27 protein-coding genes and 2 tRNA genes are annotated in these 23,787 nt (G+C 69.1%); 17 read left to right on the forward strand and 12 right to left on the reverse strand.

Translation table 11 applies throughout. From position 1 onward, the window contains the following. Window positions 1-5 precede the first annotated feature (5 nt). Both ACGFH6_RS43080 and ACGFH6_RS43085 read right to left on the reverse strand, forming a co-directional pair. Window positions 6-857 carry a 3-methyladenine DNA glycosylase gene (locus ACGFH6_RS43080; RefSeq protein WP_393396858.1) on the reverse strand — a complete coding sequence of 284 codons (852 nt, stop codon included), beginning with the start codon at window positions 855-857 and terminating at the stop codon, window positions 6-8. Further along, window positions 854-1,336, reverse strand: coding sequence for a GNAT family N-acetyltransferase (locus ACGFH6_RS43085; protein ID WP_393396860.1), 483 nt, complete (start codon window positions 1,334-1,336; stop codon window positions 854-856). Before ACGFH6_RS43085 ends, ACGFH6_RS43080 begins: the two co-directional genes overlap by 4 nt. A 41-nt stretch (window positions 1,337-1,377) precedes the next feature. On the opposite strand from ACGFH6_RS43085, the gene ACGFH6_RS43090 reads away from it, so the two are divergent. From ACGFH6_RS43090 to ACGFH6_RS43110, 5 genes are all read left to right on the forward strand, one after another. Further along, window positions 1,378-2,166 carry a fumarylacetoacetate hydrolase family protein gene (locus tag ACGFH6_RS43090; RefSeq protein WP_131355344.1) on the forward strand — a complete coding sequence of 263 codons (789 nt, stop codon included), beginning with the start codon at window positions 1,378-1,380 and terminating at the stop codon, window positions 2,164-2,166. Further along, window positions 2,159-3,706, forward strand: coding sequence for a glutamate--tRNA ligase (gene gltX, locus ACGFH6_RS43095; RefSeq protein ID WP_393396863.1), 1,548 nt, complete (start codon window positions 2,159-2,161; stop codon window positions 3,704-3,706). Before ACGFH6_RS43090 ends, gltX begins: the two co-directional genes overlap by 8 nt. Continuing rightward, complete coding sequence (locus ACGFH6_RS43100) at window positions 3,707-4,648, forward strand: CPBP family intramembrane glutamic endopeptidase (protein ID WP_393396865.1); 942 nt, start codon at window positions 3,707-3,709, stop codon at window positions 4,646-4,648. A gap of 118 nt (window positions 4,649-4,766) precedes the next feature. Continuing rightward, window positions 4,767-4,838 (forward strand) — tRNA-Gln (locus tag ACGFH6_RS43105). 78 nt (window positions 4,839-4,916) lie between these two features. After that, window positions 4,917-4,992: transfer RNA gene (locus ACGFH6_RS43110), tRNA-Glu, on the forward strand. Window positions 4,993-5,046: 54 nt separating this feature from the next. Here ACGFH6_RS43110 and ACGFH6_RS43115 read toward each other — a convergent pair. Continuing rightward, entirely contained in the window at window positions 5,047-5,874 is an 828-nt protein-coding gene (locus tag ACGFH6_RS43115) for a CPBP family intramembrane glutamic endopeptidase (protein WP_393396867.1), read from the reverse strand. A gap of 56 nt (window positions 5,875-5,930) precedes the next feature. Between ACGFH6_RS43115 and ACGFH6_RS43120 the strand changes: the two genes are divergently transcribed. Continuing rightward, a complete protein-coding gene (locus ACGFH6_RS43120) occupies window positions 5,931-6,524 on the forward strand; it encodes a TetR/AcrR family transcriptional regulator (RefSeq protein WP_393396869.1) in 594 nt (197 codons plus the stop codon). Between the two features lie 16 nt (window positions 6,525-6,540). Here ACGFH6_RS43120 and ACGFH6_RS43125 read toward each other — a convergent pair whose 3' ends face one another. From ACGFH6_RS43125 to ACGFH6_RS43135, 3 genes are read right to left on the reverse strand one after another with little or no spacing between them, the layout of a single operon-like run. After that, the gene (locus ACGFH6_RS43125) at window positions 6,541-7,386 is read right to left on the reverse strand and encodes a helix-turn-helix domain-containing protein (RefSeq protein ID WP_393396871.1); all 846 of its coding nucleotides are present in this window, start codon (window positions 7,384-7,386) and stop codon (window positions 6,541-6,543) included. A 9-nt stretch (window positions 7,387-7,395) separates the two neighbouring features. Then, window positions 7,396-8,220, reverse strand: a complete 825-nt coding sequence (locus ACGFH6_RS43130; protein WP_393396873.1) for an alpha/beta fold hydrolase — start codon at window positions 8,218-8,220, stop codon at window positions 7,396-7,398. A 53-nt stretch (window positions 8,221-8,273) separates the two neighbouring features. Further along, window positions 8,274-8,840: an HdeD family acid-resistance protein gene (locus tag ACGFH6_RS43135; protein WP_393396875.1), complete on the reverse strand. Its 567-nt coding sequence runs from the start codon at window positions 8,838-8,840 to the stop codon at window positions 8,274-8,276. Window positions 8,841-8,963: 123 nt separating this feature from the next. On the opposite strand from ACGFH6_RS43135, the gene ACGFH6_RS43140 reads away from it, so the two are divergent. Next, complete coding sequence (locus ACGFH6_RS43140) at window positions 8,964-9,341, forward strand: VOC family protein (RefSeq protein ID WP_393396877.1); 378 nt, start codon at window positions 8,964-8,966, stop codon at window positions 9,339-9,341. A gap of 13 nt (window positions 9,342-9,354) precedes the next feature. Here ACGFH6_RS43140 and ACGFH6_RS43145 read toward each other — a convergent pair whose 3' ends face one another. Beyond that, window positions 9,355-10,074 (reverse strand): IclR family transcriptional regulator, encoded by a 720-nt coding sequence (locus ACGFH6_RS43145; protein ID WP_012922430.1) that lies wholly within the window; start codon window positions 10,072-10,074, stop codon window positions 9,355-9,357. A 143-nt stretch (window positions 10,075-10,217) separates the two neighbouring features. Between ACGFH6_RS43145 and leuC the strand changes: the two genes are divergently transcribed. The 4 genes from leuC (at window position 10,218) to ACGFH6_RS43165 (ending at window position 14,475) form a co-directional block, all read left to right on the forward strand. Then, the gene (gene leuC / locus ACGFH6_RS43150) at window positions 10,218-11,648 is read left to right on the forward strand and encodes a 3-isopropylmalate dehydratase large subunit (RefSeq protein ID WP_393396879.1); all 1,431 of its coding nucleotides are present in this window, start codon (window positions 10,218-10,220) and stop codon (window positions 11,646-11,648) included. Between the two features lie 14 nt (window positions 11,649-11,662). Next, window positions 11,663-12,262, forward strand: coding sequence for a 3-isopropylmalate dehydratase small subunit (gene leuD / locus ACGFH6_RS43155; RefSeq protein WP_393396881.1), 600 nt, complete (start codon window positions 11,663-11,665; stop codon window positions 12,260-12,262). Window positions 12,263-12,535: 273 nt separating this feature from the next. Continuing rightward, window positions 12,536-13,690: a magnesium/cobalt transporter CorA gene (gene corA / locus ACGFH6_RS43160; RefSeq protein ID WP_393396883.1), complete on the forward strand. Its 1,155-nt coding sequence runs from the start codon at window positions 12,536-12,538 to the stop codon at window positions 13,688-13,690. Between the two features lie 212 nt (window positions 13,691-13,902). Then, window positions 13,903-14,475 (forward strand): HU family DNA-binding protein, encoded by a 573-nt coding sequence (locus ACGFH6_RS43165; RefSeq protein WP_131355328.1) that lies wholly within the window; start codon window positions 13,903-13,905, stop codon window positions 14,473-14,475. Between the two features lie 101 nt (window positions 14,476-14,576). Here ACGFH6_RS43165 and ACGFH6_RS43170 read toward each other — a convergent pair whose 3' ends face one another. Beyond that, window positions 14,577-14,783 carry a hypothetical protein gene (locus tag ACGFH6_RS43170; RefSeq protein ID WP_131355325.1) on the reverse strand — a complete coding sequence of 69 codons (207 nt, stop codon included), beginning with the start codon at window positions 14,781-14,783 and terminating at the stop codon, window positions 14,577-14,579. Window position 14,784: 1 nt separating this feature from the next. Then, entirely contained in the window at window positions 14,785-15,456 is a 672-nt protein-coding gene (cofC, locus tag ACGFH6_RS43175; RefSeq protein WP_393396886.1) for a 2-phospho-L-lactate guanylyltransferase, read from the reverse strand. Between the two features lie 16 nt (window positions 15,457-15,472). Between cofC and ACGFH6_RS43180 the strand changes: the two genes are divergently transcribed. From ACGFH6_RS43180 to ACGFH6_RS43190, 3 genes are read left to right on the forward strand one after another with little or no spacing between them, the layout of a single operon-like run. Further along, window positions 15,473-16,270, forward strand: coding sequence for a lysophospholipid acyltransferase family protein (locus ACGFH6_RS43180; RefSeq protein WP_393396888.1), 798 nt, complete (start codon window positions 15,473-15,475; stop codon window positions 16,268-16,270). Further along, window positions 16,267-17,271 (forward strand): NAD(P)H-dependent glycerol-3-phosphate dehydrogenase, encoded by a 1,005-nt coding sequence (locus tag ACGFH6_RS43185; RefSeq protein WP_393396890.1) that lies wholly within the window; start codon window positions 16,267-16,269, stop codon window positions 17,269-17,271. The genes ACGFH6_RS43180 and ACGFH6_RS43185 overlap by 4 nt, the downstream gene beginning before the upstream one ends. After that, complete coding sequence (locus ACGFH6_RS43190) at window positions 17,268-18,182, forward strand: aminoglycoside phosphotransferase family protein (RefSeq protein WP_393396892.1); 915 nt, start codon at window positions 17,268-17,270, stop codon at window positions 18,180-18,182. Before ACGFH6_RS43185 ends, ACGFH6_RS43190 begins: the two co-directional genes overlap by 4 nt. On the opposite strand, the gene ACGFH6_RS43195 is transcribed toward ACGFH6_RS43190, so the two are convergent. Further along, complete coding sequence (locus ACGFH6_RS43195) at window positions 18,158-19,285, reverse strand: ROK family protein (RefSeq protein WP_393396894.1); 1,128 nt, start codon at window positions 19,283-19,285, stop codon at window positions 18,158-18,160. The two genes, ACGFH6_RS43190 and ACGFH6_RS43195, sit on opposite strands and share 25 nt — an antisense overlap. Before the next feature lie 74 nt (window positions 19,286-19,359). Between ACGFH6_RS43195 and ACGFH6_RS43200 the strand changes: the two genes are divergently transcribed. Together ACGFH6_RS43200 and ACGFH6_RS43205 are read left to right on the forward strand one after the other, a co-directional pair. Then, window positions 19,360-20,454 (forward strand): Gfo/Idh/MocA family protein, encoded by a 1,095-nt coding sequence (locus ACGFH6_RS43200; protein ID WP_393396896.1) that lies wholly within the window; start codon window positions 19,360-19,362, stop codon window positions 20,452-20,454. A gap of 19 nt (window positions 20,455-20,473) precedes the next feature. Then, window positions 20,474-21,481 (forward strand): sugar phosphate isomerase/epimerase family protein, encoded by a 1,008-nt coding sequence (locus ACGFH6_RS43205; protein WP_393396898.1) that lies wholly within the window; start codon window positions 20,474-20,476, stop codon window positions 21,479-21,481. Between the two features lie 78 nt (window positions 21,482-21,559). Here the strand turns inward: ACGFH6_RS43205 and ACGFH6_RS43210 are convergent, their stop codons facing one another. Then, window positions 21,560-22,279 (reverse strand): MerR family transcriptional regulator, encoded by a 720-nt coding sequence (locus ACGFH6_RS43210; protein ID WP_393396901.1) that lies wholly within the window; start codon window positions 22,277-22,279, stop codon window positions 21,560-21,562. Window positions 22,280-22,327: 48 nt separating this feature from the next. On the opposite strand from ACGFH6_RS43210, the gene ACGFH6_RS43215 reads away from it, so the two are divergent. Next, a complete protein-coding gene (locus ACGFH6_RS43215; RefSeq protein ID WP_393396903.1) occupies window positions 22,328-22,579 on the forward strand; it encodes a hypothetical protein in 252 nt (83 codons plus the stop codon). Here ACGFH6_RS43215 and ACGFH6_RS43220 read toward each other — a convergent pair. Beyond that, window positions 22,576-23,736 carry an MFS transporter gene (locus ACGFH6_RS43220; RefSeq protein ID WP_393396905.1) on the reverse strand — a complete coding sequence of 387 codons (1,161 nt, stop codon included), beginning with the start codon at window positions 23,734-23,736 and terminating at the stop codon, window positions 22,576-22,578. The genes ACGFH6_RS43215 and ACGFH6_RS43220 overlap by 4 nt on opposite strands. Window positions 23,737-23,787: the final 51 nt, after the last annotated feature.

Raw genomic sequence — 23,787 nt, forward strand, 5'->3', positions numbered from 1 at the left:
CGAGCCTAGCCGAGCAACTCGTCGCAGAGATCGACGAGTCGCTGACGCAGCGGCCGGGCGCGTTCGGCGAAGGTGCGCTGGGCAGCGGCGTACTCGCCTTTGCCTGCTGTGGTTTCGATCGGCACAGGGGAGTAGCCGAGAGCCGAGAGGTCGTACGGCGAGGCGCGCATGTCGAGCGTGCGGATGTCGCGGGCGAGCTCGAAGCAGTCCAGCACCAAGGAACTCGGAGTGAACGGCATCAGCTTCGACGCCCACTTGTAGAGGTCCATGTTGGCGTGCAGGCAGCCGCCCTGCTCCAGCTGTGGCTGGGACTCCCGGGTCGGCTGCAGCACGTTCCGCGGCCGCGCGGAGTCCGTGAAGAACCGGAACGCGTCGAAGTGCGAGCAGGCGATCTTGTGCGACTCCACCACCTGATCCGTCCGCTCGGATCCCAGCCGCAACGGCCACGACTCATGCCGTACGTCGGACGTCCGGTAGACCATCGCCCACTCGTGCAACCCGAAACATCCGAACTGCGGTTGGCGATCCAGCGTCGCACCCAGCAGGCGACGGATCCACCGAATGCTGTCCGCCCGCCGCTCCACCTCCGCCGGATCCACACTCGCCGCGCCGTCGACGTACCTGTAGCCGCGGCGTCCGTCGTACTGCGTGGCACCGAGCAACCGGACGCCCGGTCCTGGATGCCAGATGCGGAGCTGGTTCGGGCGAGTGGGGTAGTAGGTGAAGAGGAAGTCCTCGACCGGATGCGCCTGCCTACGACGTCGCCGCTCCAGATGGCCGGAGACCAAGGCGTCGACGCGGTTCCGATGGGCTGTCTCGTACGACGTCCATTCGGCGGGGCTGAGGGTGACGGTCACAGGTCCAGGGCGAAGGCCCACAGATCGACGCCGGCGATCGGGGACCAGTCGCGGTCGGGGATGCGGACGAAGCCGAGGCGCTGGTAGATGCGGTGCGCGGTCGTCATGTACGTCGCACTGCACATCACGATCCGGCCGAGGCCGAGCTCGCGGGTGCGCTCGATGCAGCGCTCGGTCAGCGCGGTCCCAACGCCCAGTCCGCGCGCACGGCCGACCACTCCGAGCATCCGGAACTCTCCCTCGTCGTCCAGCCCGATCTCTCGGTACACAGAGGCCGCCGGACAGTAGGTGACAGAGCCGAGCAGACCGCTCTCGTCCGCCGCGACCCACAGCTCCGCCTTGGCGGCCCGATCAGCCGCCGCCCGCAGCGTCCTCGCGTAGTCGCCCCGGACATAACCGTCGTGCGAGTACGCCTCCACGGTCAGCTCGCCGACAGCGTCGTACTCGGAAGGAAGCGCCTGCCGGATCTCGATCGTCACCGGATAACTGTCTCATTCCCCAGCGACGGTAGGCTCGGGCCGTGCGTATCGCCAGATTCTCCGTGGACGACGAGCCGAGGTACGGCGTCGTCGAGACCGACGACCCCGAGGGGCTCACCGGCACCGTGTCCGTGCTCGACTCGGACCCGCTCTACCGGCCGGTCCAGTTCACCGGGGAGAAGCTGCAACTGGCCGACGTCCGGCTGCTCGCTCCGGTGATCCCGCGCAGCAAGGTGGTCTGCGTCGGCCGCAACTACGCGGCGCACGCCGAGGAGCTCGGCAACGACGTACCGGCCGAGCCGTTGATCTTCCTGAAGCCGAACACCTCGGTGATCGGGCCGCGGGACGGCATCGTGTACCCCGAGCAGACCAACAACCTGCACTTCGAGGGCGAACTGGCGATCGTGATCGGCCGGATCTGCCGCGACCTGCCCAAGGAACGGGTGAACGAGGTGATCTTCGGGTACACGATCGCCAACGACGTCACCGCGCGCGACCTGCAGAAGAGCGACGGGCAGTGGGCCCGGGCCAAGGGCTACGACACGTTCTGCCCGCTCGGCCCGTGGATCAGCACCGAGCTCGACGTGTCCGACCTGCGGGTCAGCACGCAGGTGAACGGCGAGCCGAAGCAGGACGGGCGGACGTCGCAGTTCATCTTCGGCATCCCGGAGGTGCTGGCCTACATCACCTCCTTCACCACGTTGCTGCCCGGCGACGTGGTGCTCACCGGCACCCCCGCGGGTGTCGGCCCGATGCTGCCCGGCGACGAGGTCGCCATCAGCGTCGAAGGAATCGGAACTCTGACGAACAAGGTGATCGTGCGTGACTGACCGGCCAGCCGCTGCTTCCTTCGACGACGACGGCGACGTTCTTGGCGGCCTCGAACCGCACCAGGTGCGGCTGCGCTTCGCGCCCTCCCCGACGGGCTACCTGCACGTCGGCAACATCCGGACGGCGCTGTTCGCCTGGGCCTTCGCCCGCCACTACGGCGGCAAGCTGGTCCTGCGGATCGAGGACACCGACGTCTCCCGCAACACCTCGGACGGGCTCAGCTACACCCTGGAGTCTCTGCGCTGGCTCGGCATCGACTGGGACGAGGGCCCGGAGAAGGGCGGCGACTTCGGTCCGTACCAGCAGACCGAGCGGATGGACATCTACTCCGACGTCGTCGCCAGGCTGCTGGCGGCCGGCCGGGCGTACCACTGCTACTGCTCGCAGGAGGAGCTCGAGCAGCGTCGTGAGGCCGCGCGCACCGCCGGCCAGCACAGCGGGTACGACGGCCACTGCCGCACGCTCACCGAGGAGCAGGTCAAGGCGTACGTCGACGAGGGCCGCCGGCCCGTGGTCCGGCTGCGGATGCCGGACCGGCCGATCGTGTTCGACGACCTGGTCCGCGGCGAGATCACCTTCCTGCCCGAGAACCTGAGCGACTACGTCCTGGTCCGGGCGAACGGCTACCCGCTGTACCCGCTGGTGAACCCGGTCGACGACGCGCTGATGGAGATCACCCACGTGCTCCGCGGCGAGGACCTGCTGCCGTCCACACCGCGGCAGGTCGCGCTCTACGAGGCGCTGGCCGAGATCGGCGTCGGCAGCGGCCGGACGCCGCGGTTCGGGCACCTGCCGTTCGTGATGGGTGAGGGCAACAAGAAGCTGTCCAAGCGCGACCCGGGCTCCGGCCTCGGCGAGTACATGCAGCGCGGCTTCCTGCCCGAGGGCCTGCTGAACTACCTGGCCCTGCTCGGCTGGTCGATCGCCGACGACCGCGACGTGTTCACGACGGCGGAGATGATCGCGGCGTTCGACATCCGCAAGGTGAACTCGAACGCGGCCCGCTTCGACCCGAAGAAGTGCGAGGCGATCAACGCCGCGCACATGCGGATGCTGGCGCCGGAGGAGTTCGGGTCCCGGATGGTCCCGTTCCTGGCCAAGGCGGGCGTGCTGCCGGCCGAGCCGTCGGCGGACCAGCGTGCGGTCCTGCAGGCCGCCGTACCGCTGGTGCAGGAGCGCATGAACACGCTGTCGGAGTCGGTCGACATGCTCGGCTTCCTGTTCGTCGACGATGCGGCGTTCAGCGTCGACCCGGACGCCGCCGCGAAGGTGCTGACCGGTGACGCGGGTGCGGTCCTCGAGGCGGCGGTGAAGGCGCTGGCCGACGTGGACTGGACCACTGAGGCGATCGAGGCGTCGCTACGGACCTCGCTGATCGAAGGGCTCGGGCTGAAGCCGAAGAACGCGTTCGGCCCGGTCCGGGTGGCGATCTCCGGACGCCGGATCTCGCCGCCGCTGTTCGAGTCGATCGAGCTGCTCGGCCGGGAGAAGTCCCTGCACCGGCTCGAGCAGGCGCGTGCGTCCCTCCTGGCGGGCTAGATGCCGCACGACGTGACGCCGGCGACGGACAGGTCCGATGCGGGGCCTCCGCCGTACCAGCGGCTGCTGGTGAACCCGGAGGCACCGCGCGGGTACGTCGTTCTCGGCGCCTTGGCCATCTTGGTCGGCTGGATGATCACGAGCGTGATCGTGCTCGGGATCCAGCAGGGCATCCGGAAGGATCCCGACGGCACGGTCTCGTGGCTCGGGCTGCTGGCGACGAATGTGTCGCTGATCGTGCTGATCCCGTTGAGCATGCTGGTCGCGCGAGCGCTCAACCGGCAGGCGCCGGGGCTGTTGTCCTCGGTCGTCGGCCGGCTGCGGTGGCGGCCGCTGGCGTGGTTCGCGGTGGCAGCGGTTGTGACCGAGTTGGTCATGCTCGGTGTGATCCAGGTCGGCGGCGTCGAGCTCATCGGCGGTGATGGCGGCAGTGGGATCGCGCCTGATGCGGCCGGCGTGATTGCGGTCACGCTGCTCACGTCGACGTTCCAAGCGGCGGGGGAGGAGTACTTCTTCCGCGGCTACCTGCTGCAGGCTGTCGGCGCGCTGGTGCGGAGTTCCGTGATCGCGGTCCTCGTCACGACGGTGTTGTTCACCATGGCGCACGGGGTGTGGCCGTGGGAGAGCCCGGCGCTGTTCCTGGATCGGTTCGCGTTCGGGTTGGTCGCGGGCTTCCTCGTCGTACGGACCGGTGGGCTGGAGGCGTCGATCGCGGCGCACGCGGCGAACAACGTGGTGACGTTCGTGTTCGCGGCGTTGACCAACAGCGTGGGTGCCAGCCTGGGCGCGAAGGACGCGCCCTGGTCGCTGGTGACGGTGGACGTCGTGAAGTTCGCACTGTTCGGGGCGGTCGCGCTGTGGCTGGCCCGGAGGATGAAGCTGGCGACGGTGTGCGACCTGCCGCTGACGCCGGCGCCGCACCCGGGCACGAGGCTGGTGTGACGGGAGTGACAACCCGCCACCGGCACCCCCGTTTTGGTGTCCGAGCCCATGCTCGGGTACTCTCTTCGAGCCAGGTTGTGAGGGCGGAGACGGTCTCACAACGGCAGTGAAATGCCTTTGGGGTATGGGGTAATTGGCAGCCCGTCTGATTCTGGTTCAGTTAGTCTAGGTTCGAGTCCTAGTACCCCAGCGGATTGGACCGCACCGACGGAAATCGGTAAGGTTCAACCTCGTTGCCTGGCCCGTGAGGACCGGACGACAAACCTCTGGCCCCGTTGTGTAGCGGCCTAGCACGCCGCCCTCTCAAGGCGGTAGCGCGGGTTCGAATCCCGTCGGGGCTACCAGAGAAAGCCTCCCACCAACTGGTGGGAGGCTTTTCTGGTTCCGGACGGATCAGGTCACCGCACCGCGGCCCGCCGTCGGCCGACGTACACGGCGGTGGCGACGACGGTGTAGGCGGCGGCGAGCAGGTAGCCGAGCCTCGCGTTGTCCTCGCCGGTCACCATCTGGAAGAAGAAACCTGAGCCGACAGCGTTGAGGACCGCGTGCCAGACCGCCACCAGAGTCCAGCGTCCGCCGCTGGCGGTGAAGACCTGAAGCATCACCATCGTGAAGGCCGCGTTGCCCACGATCCCGATCACCCACGGCAGGTCGCCGGCGATCATCAGTGGCAGGTGCCAAAGGATCCGCATCGCCGCTGCGAGAACCCAGGCGGCCAGGAAGCCGTGCCGGCGCAGCAGGATCGGCGCCGCGAACGCCATCCAGCCCGCTTCCTCGCCGAAGCCGATCAGCACAACCAGCACCACCGTCGACGCCAGTACGCCGGGCCAGGCCGCTAGCTGCTCCGAGGTGGGCAACGGCGCCCCGAGTAGATGGTTCACCAGCACGTTGACGGTGTGCACCACCACCGGTGCCAGGATGGCGAGCAAGTACCACTTCGGGGCTGCTCTCCACTGGCGCAGCCTCCGGCCCCAGGCGCGCAGCTCCTCGCGCCCCTGGCAGGCGGTGACGACCAGCGCGGCCGCGACTGGGCCGAGCGGCAGATTCCCGGGATTCGATCCCAGCCCGGCGAAGGCCGCGATGTACGGCAGCCAGCCGAACAGGCAGGCCGCGATGACGAAGCTGAGGACCGGGTAGCGCCGGATGACGCCGATCAGGCCCCGGGCCTTGCGCTGCTCGGCGGTGCGTGGGGCGGCGGGCTGCGCCTCGATGGTCTGTGCGTTCATGACACTCCCTCCATACGCCCCCGTATGGAGGATTGACCATACGGTAGCGTATGGACATGGCCATTGGGAAGCGCGAGTCATTGACGGCGAACGACTGGACGGCGGCAGCGCTCGACGCCTTGGCCCGGGGCGGTCTCGGAGCGGTCGCGGTCGAGCCGCTGGCCAAGTCGCTCGGGACCACGAAGGGCAGCTTCTACTGGCACTTCACCGATCGGAACGCGCTCATCGCCGCCGCGCTCGAGCGCTGGGAGCAACGCGACACCGACCGGGTGATCGCGGCCGTCGACCGGACCCCCGACGTCGCGACCCGGCTGCGCAAGCTCCTCCGCCTCGTGTTCACCGCGGTGGTGGGCGACCCCGGGGCGGGAGCCGGTTCCGTCGAGCTCGCACTGCAGGCCACCGCGACGCACCCGCTGGTCGCGCCCACGCTGGCGCGGGTGACCGAGCGCCGGCTCGCCTACCTCACCTCACTGTTCGCCGAACTCGGGCTCTCCCAGGCCCGGGCCCGCGACCGCGGCCTGCTGGCGTACGCCGCCTTCCTCGGTCACGCACAGCTGGTGCACTCGACGCCGCAGCTCGTGCCGGCCGGTCGAGCACTCTCCAGTCACATCGATCGGCTCATCGAAACGCTGACCGCCATCGAGGACTGAAGGCCACACGCGGGGATCATCTGGGATGCGCGGGCCAGGCGATGTGGTCGATTGCGAGCCATGGCGCGGTGGCCACGGCGGACGGGGTGATTCCAGTGATGGCTTTGACGTCGCGGTGGAGATGGGACTGGTCGACGTACCCGCTCTGGGCGGCGGCGCTCGCGGGGGCGTGGCCTGCCGCGAGAAGGTGAGCGGCGTGGTCGAAGCGCACGAGTTGAGCGGCGCGTTTGGGCGTGAGGCCGATCTGGGAGCGGAAGCGGGACCACAGGCGCTGCCGGCTCCAGCCGACCTCGTCCGCCAGCCCGTCGACCCGGATCCGCCCGCGGCCGGCGACCGTCCGCTGCCAGGAGAACGCGACCTCCGGGTCGATCGATCGCCGGCCGTCCAGGCGTTGGGTGAGGACGTCCGCCGCGATCGTGAACCGTTCGTCCCAGGATCCCGTGGCGCGCAGCTTCTCCTCGAGCTGTCCGGCATCGCGGCCCCAGGCATCGTCCAGGGATGCGACCGTCCCGGAGAGTTCGCTCGACGCGCCGAACACCGAGGCCGCGACGACCGGCGACAAGCGGATCTGGAGACACTCGCCGTTCCAGCCGCCGGCGCGCAGCCGGCCAGGGAGGAGCCCGGCGACGAAGCTGCCGCGCTGGTGCTGCCCCCCATCGGCCCCGTAGACGATGCCTCCTACCTCGCTCAGGTCGAACAGCAGAGTGACCGACGGGTGGGCAACCATGGCGATGTCCACGAACGCGGATGTTCGGACGCCGAACCCGGCCATGCTGATCCCCGGCAGCCGAGCTGACGGGCGCGGTACGGCGACGTCCACGTCCGACCATGTCCAGCCAGGTGATGTGCCAGTCGACGACACGTAATCAGTCTACGGAGTGGGAGTGTCCGCGGCAGCGGCCGTGAAGCCCAGCAGGAGTTCGCTGGTCAGCTCGGGCGCCTCGAGCATCGGCATGTGCCCGACACCGGGCAGCATCTCGAGCCGTGTGTTCGGCACCGCGTCGTACTGGCGCGCTGTCGCCGGGTAGTACCGGGGGTCGGCGGCACCGAAGATCACGAGTACCGGTACGTCGAGGCCGGTGAGACGGTCCGGAGTACTGCGCTCGGCGACGTAGGCGCCGTTGCACCGCAGGATCTTGCGGAAGGTGCGGTACGTGAGGTTCTTCAGGTCGGCGACCGTATCGTCCGGAATGTCCACCGGGCGAACCATCGTTGCCCCGATTCCCTTGCGGATCATCGCGTCCGACCGCCTGGGCCACAGCAGCGCGCCGAAGGGCGGGGCCAGCAGGGCTCGCAGGATGAACGGTTGCGGCTGCAGCGCATCGAGGCTGGTGGCCGTGCTGATCAGCACGAGCGAACCCACCAGGTCGTGGCGTTGTTCGGCGAGCGAGATGGCGACCCAGCCGCCGCTGGAGTGCCCGACCACAGGGACGTCCCGCAGTCCAAGGTCGTCGAGCAGCTCGGCAACGCGGCTCGCCTGACGAGGCACGTCGTACGTCGGAGCCGTCGGAGACCGGCCGCAGCCGGGAAGATCTACCCGGATGACGTGATGACGGCCGGCGAGTGCCTCGACCACCGGACCCCAGGATGCGCCCGAGGCGCCCGATCCATGAATGAGCACCAACGGCGACGCTGTCCGCGGGCCGTCGTGGACCACGTGCATCCCGTGCACGAGCTCAACGTCGCGATGAACCATGCACGGGACGCTATGCGGCTGCCGGCCGTCGGTCTTGGACGAATGTCAGCCGATCACGCCGGGGACGGCGTGGTGGTCTGGGGTGGATGGCTCAGGTCGCGGCGGACGCTGAGGCCGACGGCGATCAGGACGACGCCCCAGACCAGGGCGGTCACCCCGAGGAGTACGGCGATGCCGACCGCGGACGCACCCGGGTTGGCGACGAACAGGACGCCGATCAGGATCGACAGGGCACCGCTCACGACGAGCAGCCAGCGCGGCATGACGTGGTTGTTGGTGAAGGCACCGAACAGTTCGAAGAGTCCGCGGACGATCAGCCAGATGCCGAGGATCCACGTCAGTGTCTTCGCCGCCATCCCCGGGTGGAAGATCGCGAAGAACGCCGCGAGCAGTGCGATGACGCCGAGCACCACGAGCCAGAGCCGGTTGCCTCTCGACTCCGGCTGGAACGCCTGTGCGATCGAACCGATGCCGTCCGCAAGGGCCCAGATGCCCCACAGCAGTGCGAGCGCGATGGCCGTTTCGATCGGCCAGACGATCGCGAGAATCCCGAAGACGATGCCGATCGCCCCGCGGACGAGCAGCATCTTCCAGCCGAGTGTGAGCCAGTCCCGATCCATCTGCAGACCTCCTTGAGCTCCCAGGCCACCCAAGCTTCATGGTCACCCCGACTCACCCGAATGCACAACGGGTCCACGTCATCACTCGCAGCCGCGGAACTTCCGAGCCCCTACGCTGGGGTCATGGCCGTCGAGTTCAACCACACCATCGTGAACTGCTCCGACAAGGAGGCGTCCGCGCGCTTCCTGGCCGAGATCCTCGGACTCGGCAATCCGACCAGCTATGGGCCGTTCGCTGTGGTGCAGCTCGGGAACGGAACGTCGCTGGACTTCGCCGACGCCCACGGGCAGCCGCATCGGCAGCACTATGCCTTCCTCGTCAGCGAGGAGGAGTTCGACCAGATCCATGGACGGATCGTCGAGCGCGGACTGGCCTACTGGGCCGATCCGTTCCACCGGCGCGACGGTGAGATCAACACCAACGACGGCGGACGTGGCCTCTACTGGGACGATCCCGACGGGCACAACCTCGAGATCCTGACGGTGCCGTACGGCGGCTGAACAGTTCGCTTGACTACTCCGAGGCGCGGCGGAGAGCCTCGGACAGACGCTCGGCGGCAGCCATCACGGCGGGGGCGTGCATCCGTCCGGGCTGGCGGGACAACCGCTCGATCGGGCCGGAGACGGACACTGCCGCGATCACCTTGCCGGACGGGGAACGCACCGGAGCCGACACCGACGCGACACCCTGCTCGCGTTCGCCGACCGAGTGGGCCCAGCCGCGGCGCCGTACACCGGCCAGGGCGGCCGCGTTGAAGGTGGCGTTGTGCAGACCGCGGTGCATCCGCTCCGGGTCCTCCCAGGCGAGCAGGATCTGGGCCGCGGAGCCGGCCGCCATGGTCAGCTGGCTGCCGACCGGCACGGTGTCCCGCAGGCCGGACGGACGCTCGGCGGCCGCGACGCACACCCGGTACTCACCCTGGCGGCGGAACAACTGCGCCGACTCACCCGTGATGTCCCGCAGCCGCGCCAGCACCGGGCCGGCGGTCGCGAGCAGCCGGTCCTCGCCGGCGGCCGAGGCCAACTCGCTGAGCCGCGGGCCGAGCACGAACCGGCCCTGCATGTCGCGCCCGACCAGCCGGTGGTGCTCCAGCGCCACCGCCAGCCGGTGTGCCGTCGGACGGGCCAGCCCTGTGGCCGCCACCAGGCCGGCCAGGGTCGCCGGCCCGGACTCCAGGGCGGACAGAACGAGGGCTGCTTTGTCGAGAACGCCGACTCCGCTAGAGTTGTCCATGAGACGATATTGCCGTCTCGAATCGTGGAACGCAAGTCGCTTCCGTGACCCAATCGAGAGCACTGTGAGCGATACAGCACCTCACCAGGCACCTCGACCGGGGCCGGTGGGGTTGGGAAAAGTATCCAAGGAGGAGAAGTCTGATGGGTAGGACGTTGTCGGAAAAGGTGTGGGATGCGCACGTCGTGCGCCATGCCGACGGGGAACCCGACCTCCTCTACATCGACCTCCACCTGGTGCACGAGGTGACCAGTCCGCAGGCGTTCGACGGCCTCCGGCTGGGTGGCCGTCAGGTCCGGCGCCCGGACCTGACCATCGCCACCGAGGACCACAACGTCCCGACGTACGACGTGGACAAGCCGATCGCCGACCCGGTGTCGCGCACCCAGGTCGAGACGCTGCGCAAGAACGCCGAGGAGTTCGGCATCCGGATCCACACCCTCGGCGACCCGGACCAGGGCGTCGTCCACGTGATCGGCCCGCAGCTCGGACTGACCCAGCCCGGCATGACCGTGGTCTGCGGTGACAGCCACACGAGCACGCACGGTGCGTTCGGGGCGATTGCCTTCGGCATCGGCACCAGCGAGGTCGAGCACGTGCTGGCCACCCAGACACTGATGCAGGCCCGGCCGAAGACGATGGCCGTGACGGTCGACGGCGTACTGCCCGACGGCGTCTCGGCGAAGGACCTGGTGCTGGCGCTGATCGCGAAGGTCGGCACCGGCGGTGGCCAGGGCTACATCGTCGAGTACCGCGGCGAGGCGATCCGTGCGCTGAGCATGGAAGCCCGGATGACGATCTGCAACATGTCGATCGAGTGGGGCGCGAAGGCCGGCATGATCGCGCCGGACGAGACCACCTTCGCCTATCTGCAGGACAAGCCGCACGCGCCGCAGGGCGTCGACTGGGAAGCCGCGGTCGAGTACTGGAAGAGCCTGGCCACCGATGCGGACGCGACCTTCGACCGCGAGGTCGTACTGCGCGCCGAGGACATCACGCCGTTCGTCACGTGGGGCACCAACCCTGGTCAGGGCATCCCGCTGTCGGAGTCGGTCCCGTCGCCGGACGACTTCGGCAACGAGAACGACAATCGCGCCGCCGAGCGGGCGCTGGAGTACATGGGCCTGACCGCCGGTACGCCGATGCGTGAGATCCACGTGGACACAGTGTTCCTGGGCTCCTGCACCAACGGCCGGATCGAGGACCTGCGCGCCGCGGCCGGGGTGCTGGCCGGCCGGAAGGTTGCCGAGGGCACCCGGATGCTCGTGGTCCCGGGATCGGGCCGGGTCCGGTTGCAGGCCGAGGCCGAGGGCCTGGACGCGATCTTCAAGGACGCCGGCGCCGAATGGCGTGGGGCCGGATGCTCGATGTGCCTGGGCATGAACCCGGACCAGTTGGCCCCGGGGGAGCGCAGCGCCTCCACCTCGAACCGGAACTTCGAAGGCCGTCAGGGCAAGGGCGGCCGGACGCACCTGGTGTCCCCGCTGGTCGCCGCGGCGACCGCGGTCACCGGGACCCTCGCGGCCCCGGCGGACCTGCCGCCGGTCGACGTCGCCGTACCCGAGAACGTCTGAGGAGCAGCAGAATCATGGAAGCCTTCACCCAGCACATCGGTACGGCGGCCCCGCTGCGCCGCAGCAACGTCGACACCGACCAGATCATCCCGGCCGTCTACCTGAAGCGGGTCACCCGGACCGGCTTCGAGGACGGGCTGTTCGCGGCCTGGCGCAACGATCCCGCGTTCGTCCTGAACCAGCCCGAGTACGGCGGTGTCTCGGTGCTCGTGGCCGGACCGGACTTCGGCACCGGATCGTCGCGCGAGCACGCGGTCTGGGCCCTGCTCGACTACGGGTTCCGCGTCGTCGTGTCGTCGCGGTTCGGCGACATCTTCCGCGGCAACTCGGGCAAGGCCGGGCTGCTCGCGGCCCTTGTCGAGCAGGACGTCGTGGAGCGGCTGTGGACCACGATCGAAGCCGACCCGGGCACCAAGGTGACCGTCGACCTGGAGCACAAGACGATCTCCGCCGGTGACGTCTCGGCGCCGTTCGAGATCGACGACTACACCCGCTACCGGTTGCTGAACGGTCTCGACGACGTCGGCATCACCTTGTCCCACGAGGCCGACATCGCCGCGTACGAGGCGACCCGGCCCGCGTTCAAGCCGGCTACGTTGCCGGCCAAGGCCTGACGGAACGCGAAGGCCTGACGTAGCGCAGAGTTCTCGCCGCCGTAACGTCCGGAGGCCTGGCGGCGATAACTCTGGTGTTACCCTGGCGTGGTTGTCAGAACAAGGCTTGCGAGACCGAGGAGGTGAGGCGCTCATGAACAGCGATCCCTCCAGACATACCGGTCTCGCTCGACCTTGAGAGGCGGAATCCTCTGGTAGTTGCGGCTTGAGTGCCGTGGGGGTCGGGCAGACGCGTGCCCATCACTCACTTGCCTCACCGCACCTGGAGGACTCATGTCCGACCTGCGCCTGCGCACGCTGCGCGCCTTCGGCCGCACCCCGTCACTGCGCACTGCCGCCCGCAAGCATGCCGCTGCCCCTGTCGTCGAGCCGGCCGAGAAGCCGCGCGAGCAGCCGTTGCCCAAGGGACACAGCGTCGTCGACAGCGCGATCTACTGTGACGGGCGCCGGGTCGCGTCGCCGGGTTCGCTGGCCGAGACCTATCGGGTCCTGCACAAGGCACCCAAGAGCCTGGCCTGGATCGGCCTGTACCGGCCGGACCGGCGCGAACTCGCGTCGCTGGCCCAGGAGTTCGACCTGCACGAGTTGGCCATCGAGGACGCCATCCAGGCCCATCAGCGGCCGAAGCTGGAGCGCTACGGCGACACGTTGTTCGTCGTACTGAAGGCCGCCCGCTACCGGGACGCGACCGAGGAGGTCGAGTTCGGCGAGGTGCACGTGTTCGTCGGCCCGGACTTCGTGGTGACGGTCCGGCATGCCGAGGCGCCCAACCTGGCCGCGGTACGGCGCCGGGTCGAACGCGATCCCGAGTTGCTGGACCGGGGCACCGAGGCCGTGCTCTACGCGATCATGGACAAGGTCGTCGACGGGTACGCGCCGGTGGTCGCCGGTCTGGAGAACGACATCGACGAGATCGAGACCGAAGTGTTCCGCGGCGACCCGAAGGTGTCGCGGCGCATCTACGAACTGTCCCGTGAGGTGATCGAGTTCCAGCGCGCGACCCGGCCGCTGGTCGCCATCCTCGAGGCGTTGCGCGGCGGATTCGAGAAGTACGGCATCGACGAGGAACTGCAGCGTTCGCTGCGCGATGTGGCCGACCACGTCACCGAGGTGGTGGAGAAGGTCGACGGCTTCCGCGAACTGCTGCGCGACATCCTGACCGTGAACGCGACCCTGGTGGCCCAGCAGCAGAACGAGGAGATGAAGAGCCTCGCGATCGCCAGCAGCGAGCAGAACGAAGAGGTGAAGCGGATCTCCGCCTGGGCGGCGATCCTGTTCGCACCGACGCTGATCGGCACCGTCTACGGGATGAACTTCGACAGCATGCCCGAGCTGCACTGGCAGTTCGGATACCCGTTCGCGATCGGCCTGATGGCGTTGGTCTGCGGGGGTCTGCACCAGATCTTCAAGCGCCGCGGCTGGTTGTGACCCGGCTTCCACCCGGTCACGCTGGGCATCGGATCGTTGCTCAGCAGGGATTCTGAAGGCCCTGATGGGCCGGATCGGGCCAAATTGTGGCACGAATCGCCCAAAACAAGGCCGAATTGCCGCGTTGGTGTTTGTGAACTGGCACTTGAGTCCATAACGTTCACGTGAGATCGAGCGCTGTGCTCGACGCCTAGTGTTCACGGAGGGAAGCAGTGAACAAGAGCCAGTTGGTCGAAGCGCTCGCAGTGCACTTCGACGGAAACCGCCGCCAGGCCCAGCACGCATTGGAATCGGTGATCGACACCGTCGAACGCGAGCTGACCAAGAAGGGTGGCAAGGTCGCCATCACCGGTTTCGGTGCCTTCGAGGCCATCGAGCGTGGCGCGCGCATCGTGCGCAACCCGCGGACCGGTGAGACCAAGCGTGCCAAGAAGACCGTGGTTCCGAAGTTCCGCGCGGGTGCGGAGCTGAAGGCCGTTGTCTCCGGTGCGAAGAAGCTGCCGAAGCTCGTCGTGCCGAAGCCGGCCGCGACCGCCACCAAGGCGGCCGCCCCGGCGAAGAAGGCCGCTCCGGCCAAGGCCGCGGCGACCAAGACCGCCGCCAAGAGGGCGACGGCCACCAAGACGGTTGCCAAGAAGGCGCCGGCGAAGACCGTGGCCAAGAAGGCCCCGGCCAAGACCGTGGCCAAGAAGGCTCCGGCGAAGAAGGCGACTGTCGCCAAGAAGGCGCCGGCCAAGAAGGCCCCCGCCAAGAAGGCTCCGGCGAAGCGCGCATCGTCTCGCTGACCTTCAGCACTGCAGCACCGCAGTACGCACTACAGCGAAGGCCGGTCACCCCACTCCAGGGGCGACCGGCCTTCGCCGTGTGCGGGTGCCTTTGGCAACCTTTACAGCACGGTGCCGAAATCGACCCTGGTCACGCTGAGATCCGCCCCGGAGCCGGTGGTTTCGATCCGGACCCGCTGGCCGACGCGCAGATGCCGGACCGGGGTGTCCGCGACCGCGTGCACGGTGAAGGGCAGTTCGATCCCGGTGTCGGTCAGCACCGCGCCGGAGAATGTCTCGGTGTCGTAGCGGCTCACTGTTGCTTGCATTTCAGCAGGCTAGACCCTCGGTCCCGGTGGCGGCACCGAGCACGAGTGACATCACGTCCGCGGTCGCTTCACCGACTCCCAGCTGTACGGCGTGGGCCAGATCGGCTGCCGTGTCGACGTCGCGGCGTACCGACTCGATGCCGGTCAGCTCGATCGGCACCGCCCCGGATGCTTGGTGGGCTAGTGCGGAACCCACACCGAACCGCGGATCCAGCGCGACCCCGGGCTGTGCTGCGAGGAGCGACGTACCGGTGCCGGGAAGGTCGATGACGAACGAGCGCGGCGCCACACAAGCCGCCAGTACGGCGGTCAGCTCGGCGGGCCGCAATGCGGGCAGATCCGCGGAGAGGGCAACGACCCCGTGCCCCGGGAACTCCGCGGCAGCGACCGTGGCGCCGTGCAGCAAGGCGTCGTTGAGGCCTGCGGCCGGAAGGTCCGGCACCACCCGTGCGCCGACGGCGGTGACGTCTCCGGACACCACCGGATCGTCGGTCACGACCAGGACGGCATGGACCAGGGGAGAGGTGAGGGCCGCCGCAGTAGTGTCGACAGCGAAGGCGCGCGCGAGCTCCGGACGGTGCTGCGGGTAGGCGGCAGCGAGCCGGCTCTTCGCGATCGCCGTACGCTTCACCGGGATCACCAGGGTCCAGGGAGCGACCTGTAGGTCTGCCATCAGGCAGGATTCTCCCATGACCGATGGCAGGCACGAGCACCAGGAGGCAGCAGTGGACGGGCAGCGGAAAGATCCCCGGCCACCCCGGGGCTTCTGGTTCGGCCTGATCGTCGCGATCGTGAAGCCGTTCATGCTGGTGTTCACCAAGTGCACGTTCACCGGGCGGGAGAACATGCCCCGCTCCGGCGGCGTGGTCTACGTGCCGAACCACATCTCGCATTTCGACCCGGTCGTACTCGGGTACTTCATCTGGGAGTGCCGCCGGATCCCGCGGTTCCTGGGCAAGGCGTCGCTGTTCAAGCTGCCGGTGCTCGGCCGGATCATCACCAGTGCCGGGCAGATCCCGGTCTACCGGGACTCCACCCAGGCCGCGGACGCGTTCCGGGACGCGGTCGCCGCGGTCGAGCGGGGCGAGTGCGTCGGTGTCTACCCGGAGGGCACGATCACCCGCGACCCCGAGATGTGGCCGATGACCGGCAAGACCGGTGCCGCCCGGATCGCCTTGATGACCGGCTGTCCGGTGATCCCGGTCGCCAACTGGGGCGCCCAGGAGGTCATCAAGTCCTACACCGGCCGCGGCGTGCGGATCCGGCTGCTGCCGCGCAAGTCCTTGCAGGTGCGGGCCGGCCGGCCAGTCGATCTGAGTGCCTTCCAGGGCAAGCCGCTCACGAACTCGCTGTTGCACGAGGCAACCGAGGTGATCATGGCCGAGGTCGCTGCCACGCTGGGCGAACTGCGCGGCGAGACCCCGCCGAAGGAGCTCTACGACCTGCGCAAGGCCCGTGCGGCCGACGATGGTGAGGAGACGGCATGACGAAGGTGGCGGTGTTCGGAGCCGGATCCTGGGGTACGGCGTTCGCCACGGTGCTGGCGAACGCGGGGAACCAGGTGTCCGTCTGGGGCCGGCGTGAGTCCCTGTGCGAAGTGATCAACAGCCGGCACGAGAACCCCGACTACCTGCCCGGGGTGCGACTCCCGGACGCGATCACCGCGACCCACGATCCGGCCGCGGCCGCCGACGGTGCGGAGGCCGTCGTACTGGCGGTCCCGAGTCAGTCGCTGCGGGAGAACCTGAAGGACTGGGCCGACGTCCTGCCGAACGCCGTACCCCTGGTCAGTCTGATGAAGGGCGTCGAGGTCGGTACGACCAAGCGGATGAGCGAGGTGATCGCGGAGGTCACCGGCGCCGGACCGGAGCGGATCGCTGTGGTGTCGGGGCCCAACCTGGCGCGGGAGATCGCGGAAGGACAACCGGCCGCGTCGGTGGTCGCGTGCGCGGACGAGGGAACCGCGACGCGGCTGCAGAAGCTGTGCCATTCGCCGACGTTCCGCCCGTACACGAACAACGACGTGATCGGCTGCGAGCTCGGTGGCGCGACCAAGAACGTGATCGCCCTGGCCGTCGGGATGGCGGTCGGCCTCGGCTTCGGCGACAACGCCAGGGCCTCGGTGATCACCCGCGGTCTGGTCGAGACGGCCCGCCTGGGTACGGCGCTCGGCGCGCAGGAGCACACGTTCTCCGGGCTGGCCGGCCTGGGTGACCTGGTCGCGACCTGCTCGTCACCGCTGTCGCGGAACCGGACCTTCGGCGAGAAGCTCGGCAAGGGCATGACCGTGGCCGAGATCGCCGGCGCCACCCGCCAGGTCGCCGAGGGTGTGAAGTCCTGTTCGTCGATCACCGACCTGGCTCACCACCACGACGTCGAGATGCCGATCGCCGAACATGTCACCAAGGTCGTCGCCGGCGAGATGACGCCCAAGGACATGCTGTTCAGCCTCGTCTCCCGGTCGGCCAAGTCGGAGCGCTGGGGATGATCCCTGCCGCTTTCGCACAATCGACGGTCGACCGCGAAGGCGAGGCAGGCCGGGCCTGGCTGTCCGAGCTGCCGACGATCATCGAGGATCTGCTGGCACGGTGGGACTGCACGCTCGACGGTTCGCTCGGACACGGTCAGGTCGGCGTGATCGCGCCTGTCCGGCGGGCCTGCGGACCGGCTGCTCTCAAGGTGTCCTTCCCGCATCCCGGCAACGTGCACGAGCCCGAGGCCTTCGCAGCCTGGGACGGCCGCGGTGCGGTGCGCTTGTACGAGCGCGACGACGACCGCTTCGCGATGCTGCTCGAGCGAGCACAGCCCTCGACGCTGACCGAGCTCGGTGACGGCGACGAGATCGCCACGGTGGCCGGCCGGCTCAATCGCCGGTTGTCGATCCCGGCACCGGCCGCGCTACCGCGACTGGTGGACCAGGCCGACAGCTGGGACGAGGAGCTTCGCAAGGACGCTGCGGAGTTCGCGGGCGTCCTGCCCGTCGCGGTGGTCGACTCCGCGCTCGCGGTGATCGACGAACTGGGCCGGGATCAGCCGGACCTCGTCGTCCACGGCGATTTCCATCCCCGCAACATCCTGCGCGCCGACCGCGAACCGTGGCTGGCCGTCGATCCGAAGGGGTACGTCGGTGATCCGGCGTACGACGGCGTGGCCTTCCTCAAGCCCCGTGCTTTGGCGCTGATGGAGTCCGACGACCTGATGAAGGTGCTGCTGCACGAGCTCGACGTCTTCACCGACGCCGCGGAGCTGGAGCTGGAGCGCGTCCGGAGGTGGGCACATCTCCAGGTCGTGCAGGCGGCCTTCCACGGCAGGCGCCACGGCTTCGGGCGAGCACGGGGCGGCCCGCTCCGCGACCGGATCCTCGCGCTGGTGGATCACTGGGCCGTCAGCTGGTGCTGAAGGACGAGGGTTGCGGCGCCGCGCAGCGCGGCATCCTGACCTGACCGGCTGGTGACCACGTGCAGGTCGGTGGTGGCCAGGGGCAACGATCTGGCGTAGATCGCTTCGCGGATGCCGGCCAGCAGGCTGTCGCCGGCCCGGGACAGTGAGCCGCCGATGACGATCACCGACGGGTTGAGCAGACTGACGGCCGCGGCGAGGACGGAGCCGATCTCACGGCCCGCCTGGCGGACTGCCGCGGTTGCGGCGGTGTTGCCGGCGCGGACGAGGCCGACGATGTCGTGACTGCCGCCGACGTCCAGCTGGGCGGCGATGGCCGCGGCCGACGCGACCGCCTCCAGGCACCCGGTGTTGCCACAGCGGCACAGCTCGGAGCGACCTGGTGCCTGGATGTGGCCGATGTCGCCGGCCGCGCCCTGTGCGCCACGATGCAAGCGGCCGCCGCTGATCACACCGGCGCCGATGCCGGTGGCGACCTTGACGAACAGGAGGTGCTCGACGTCGGCGTACTCGGTCGCGTGTTCGCCGAGGGCCATGATGTTCACGTCGTTGTCGACCAGAACCGGCGCCTTCAGCTCGTGTTCGAGCCGGCCGACCACGTCGTAGGAGTCCCAGCCCGGCATGATCGGCGGATGGTTCGGACGGCCGGTGCTGTGCTCGACCGGTCCAGGCAGTCCGACTCCGGTGCCGGCAAGGTCCTTGCTCGAACGCCGCGCGGCCTTCAGCAGCGAACGGCCGGTCCGCGCGATGGCGGTCAGGACCACCTCGGGGCCTTCGGCGATGTTGAGCGGCGTGGTCGACCGATCGAGGATCTCGCCGGTGAGGTCGGTCAGGGCGACGGACAGATGCGTCGCGCCGACGTCCGCGGCCAGGATCAGCCGCGCGGTCGGGTTGAACCGGAAGCGCGCCGGCGGCCGGCCACCGGTCGAGGCGGCCTCACCGGACGGTACGACGAGTCCGGCCGCGAGCAACTCCTCGATCCGGCCGGTCACCGTGGACCGGGCCAGGCCGCTGAGATCGATGAGTTCGGCGCGGGTCCGGGGCTGCCCGTCCAGGAGCAACCGCAGCACGGCACCGGTGCCCGCCGTACCCAGATCGCTCATCGCAGCACTTCCGTCGTTGGACCGATGGACTTTTGCTTGACAGGGTTCAAAAGTGTCACATAGCGTCCTTCGACGTGTCCACCAGTGCGCGCAAGCTCCGGGTCGGGATCGTCGGCGGCGGCTTCATGGGCCGCGTTCACGGCAGGTCGGCCCTGGTGGCCGGAGCCCAGGTGGTCGGTGCGATCGGTTCCAGCCCCGCTCGGGCGGAGGCCGCGGCCGAGGCGACCGGCGCCGAGCGCGGCTTCGCGACCCTGGACGAACTGCTTGCCGCCGACATCGATGTCGTCCACGTCTGTACGCCGAACGACACCCACCTCCCGGTGACGTTGCGGGCGCTCGAGGCCGGTAAGCACGTGATCTGCGAGAAGCCGCTGGCGACCTCGGCGCAGGACGCGGCCGGCCTGCAGGCCGCCGCGCTCGACGCCGAGCGCGTCGGAGCCGTGCCGTTCGTGTACCGCTACCACCCGATGGTCCGCGAGCTGCGGACCCGGATCGCTGCCGGCGAGGCCGGAGTGATCACCAGCCTGCACGGGTCGTACCTGCAGGACTGGCTGGCCGGTGCGGACGACCAGAACTGGCGGGTGGACGACCAGACCGGCGGACCGTCGCGGACGTTCGCCGACATCGGGTCGCACTGGTGTGACCTGACCGAGTTCGTCACCGGCGACCGGATCGCGGCCATCAGCGCGCAGCTACGGACCGTCCGCGGCGAGCGTGGCGGCGTGCAGGTGCGCACGGAGGATCTGGCCACCGCGCAGTTCCGCACCGAGGCCGGAGTGGTCGGCACCATCGTCGTCAGCCAGGTCGCCGCCGGCCGGAAGAACCGCCTGTACCTGGAGGTCTCGGGGACCGAGTCGAGCTTCGGCTTCGACCAGGAGGACCCGGATCGCCTCTGGGTCGGCCGCCGTGCCGCCTCGCAGTTGCTGACCCGGGACCCGGAGACGCTCAGCCCGCCCGCGGCGCGCGTGAACCGGCTGCCGGCCGGGCATGCGCAGGGGTACCAGGACGCGTTCGACTCGTTCGTTGCCGACAGCTATGCCGCCGTACTGGGTGATCGCCCGGACGGCCTGCCCGATTTCGCCGCCGGAGCGCGGTCCGCCCGGCTGGTCGACGCCGTACTGCGGTCGGCCGCGGACGACAGTGCCTGGACCACCGTCGAGAACTCTTAATCGCTGAGGAGTCAGTCAGATGCCACGTCCGATCACGTTGTTCACCGGTCAGTGGGCCGACCTGCCGTTCGAGGAGGTCTGTCAGTTCGCCTCCGAGGCCGGGTACGACGGCGTCGAGATCGCCTGCTCGGGTGACCACTTCGACGTCCAGCAGGCCGTCGACGACGACTCGTACGTCCAGGGCCGCAAGGACATCCTGGCGAAGTACAACCTGCAGGTGTTCGCGATCTCGAACCACCTGGTCGGCCAGGCCGTCTGCGACAACCCGATCGACTTCCGGCACCAGGCGATCGTGCCGTCGCGGATCTGGGGCGACGGCGATCCCGAAGGCGTCCGGCAGCGCGCCGCCGAGGACCTGAAGAACACCGCGCGGGCGGCGGCCAAGCTCGGTGTGAACACGGTGATCGGCTTCACCGGGTCGTCGATCTGGCAGTACGTCGCGATGTTCCCGCCGGTGCCGGCCGAGCGGATCGAGGCCGGCTACAAGGACTTCGCGGACCGGTGGAATCCGATCCTCGACGTGTTCGACGAGGAGGGTGTGCGGTTCGCGCACGAGGTGCACCCGTCGGAGATCGCGTACGACTACTGGACGACCACGCTGACTCTCGAGGCGATCGGGCACCGTGAGGCGTTCGGCCTGAACTGGGATCCGTCGCACATGGTGTGGCAGGACATCGACCCGGTCGCGTTCCTGTGGGACTTCAAGGACCGGATCTACCACGTCGACTGCAAGGACACCCGGATGCGGGTCGGCGGCGGCCGCAACGGCCGGCTCGGTTCGCACCTGCCGTGGGGCGACCCGCGCCGCGGCTGGGACTTCTACTCCACCGGTCACGGCGACGTGCAGTGGGAGGACTGCTTCCGGGTCCTGAACTCCATCGGCTACGACGGCCCGATCTCGGTCGAGTGGGAGGACGCCGGCATGGAGCGCAAGGTCGGCGCCGCCGAAGCGGTCAACGTCATCCGCAACCTCGCCTTCGACAAGCCCGAAGCCGCCTTCGACGCCGCCTTCGCCACCGACAAGTAGCCGCGCGCGGACAGATCCTCGGTCGGGAGCTTGGTGACGGCCGGTTGATCGGCCGTACCAAGCCTCTGGCCGGGCGCCTCAACCCAGGCGGCGGCGGATCAGGTGGTCCAGGCGCTGCCAGGCGGGGGAGGAGGCGTTGACCGTGTTCTGGAGGAGCTGGGGCAGGTTGGGGTCGATCGCCTGGCCGGGCAGGTCCGTGCCGTAGCGCTCGATGCTGGCCGCCACGATCCGGTCGGCGAGTTCGGCCAGGACCGGGTCGTCGGGTCGCAGGTCGCGGGCGCGGTCGTAGTCGAGGTACAGCTCTCGCAGCGCCGGCTCGGCCAGAGCGCCGGCCTGGTCCCTGAAGAGCTCGTCCCCGGTCTCCGGGTAGGTGGCGAACACGATGATCCACAGATCGCGCTCCATCGCCACCCACTGCTCACTGAAGCCCAGCTCGGCCAGACCCCGCAGATGGACGTCGACCTCGGCCGGGAGCAGTCGTACGTCGCCTGAGGCAAGCTCGCGCAAGCGCTGCTGAGTGGCTTCCAGGCCACGAATCCGGTCGGTCAGATCGTCGTCGATCTGCTGCAGGGCCGCGGCGAACTCCTGCCCCGAACCGAGGGTCCGGATCCGTGCCAGCGGAACACCGGCCTCGGCCAGCGTCCGGATCCGGATCAGGTCGACCACCGCCTCCGCGCCGTACCGCCGGTAACCGGAGGCGTCGCGTTCGGGCTCGGGCAGCAGGCCCTTGGCGTGGTAGACGCGGATGGTCTTGGTCGACACCCCGACGTACTTGGCCAGCTGTCCGATCGTGAGCACAGGGCCATTGTTGACCTTGCCCTAGGGGCAAGGTCGCATGATCGATGCATGACTGACTGGGACACCCTGCGCGCGCTCGCCGACGAGGGGAACGAGAAGGCGATGGACAGGCTCGCCGATCTGGCGGATGAGCGGTCTGATCTGGACGCTCTGAACGGGTTGCTCGACGAGGGGAACGAGCGGGCGGGGGAGCACCTCACGCGGCGTGCGGCTGCCGCCAAGGACCTGCTGGAGCTGCAGCGGATCAGCGACGCCGGCTACGAGGAAGCCGGGGAGGTCCTCGACCGGTTGCTCAGCTAGGCGCGGACGCGGGGTTTGGTGCGGAGGACCGGGGCGAAGACGGCCAGGGCGACGGTCAGGACGGTGACGACCATGAAGGAGACGGTCAGGTTGCTGGCCTGGGCGATGCCGCCGATGATCGACGGCGCGACGAGCCCGGACGCATACGTGATGGTGGCGACCCCAGCGATCGCCTGACTCGCGTTGGTGCCAGTCCGGCCGGCCGCGGCGAACGCGAGCGGTACGACGACCGCGATCCCGACCCCGAGCAGCCCGAACCCCAGCATCGCGACCGCCGCGTGAGGTGCGATCACGACCAGTACGCCGCCCGCCGTCGCGATCACGCCACTCCAGCGAACCGTCCGTACCGCGCCGAAACGGTCGACCACCGCGTCACCGGTGATCCGCGCGATCGCCATCGTCAGCGCGAAGCCCGTCGTCGCACCCGCGGCGACCCCGGCCGTGCTGTCGAGGACGTCGCGCAGGTAGACCGCCGACCAGTCCAGGCTCGCGCCCTCAGCGAACACCGCGCAGAACCCGACCGCACCGATCAGCAACGCCGACCGCGGCGGCAGCGCGAACCGCGCCGGCGGCTCCTCGTCCTCGTCCGGATGAATGTTCAGCACGAACTGACATGCGACGGCTCCGATCACCGTCAAGACGATGGCCGCCGCCACATGATGGACCTGCGCGCTGAGCTCAGTGTGCGCCGCCACGGTGCCGACCGCGGCCCCGAACAGCGCGCCGAGACTCCACATCCCGTGCAGGCCGGACATGATCGACTTGTTCAGCCGATGCTCCACCTCGACCCCGAGGGCGTTCATCGCCACATCGGCCATGCCCGACGTTCCGCCGTACACGAAGAGGGCGGCGCAGAGCATCAGCAGGTTCGGAGCGAACGACGGCAGCATCAGCGAGAGCGTCCACAACGCCAGCAGTCCGCGCAGGGCGCTCCGTGTCCCGAAGCGGTGGGTGACCCGGGCGGCGAGCGGCATCATCAGTGCCGCGCCCAACGCGGGGAACGCGAGCGCGATGCCGAGCTGCCCGGCAGACAGGCCGGAGTGTTCCTGGATCCAGGGCACGCGGGTCGCGAACGAGCCCGTCACCGAGCCGTGCACGCAGAAGACCGCGGCCACGGCGTACCGCGACCGCCTGACCAGTGTGGTGTCGTCAGTCACAAGCGAACAGACAATCTGTTTGAACGATCAGGCGGATGGTAGATTTCTGCG

This window comes from Kribbella sp. NPDC049227 (genome assembly GCF_043197265.1).
Taxonomy (GTDB): domain Bacteria; phylum Actinomycetota; class Actinomycetes; order Propionibacteriales; family Kribbellaceae; genus Kribbella.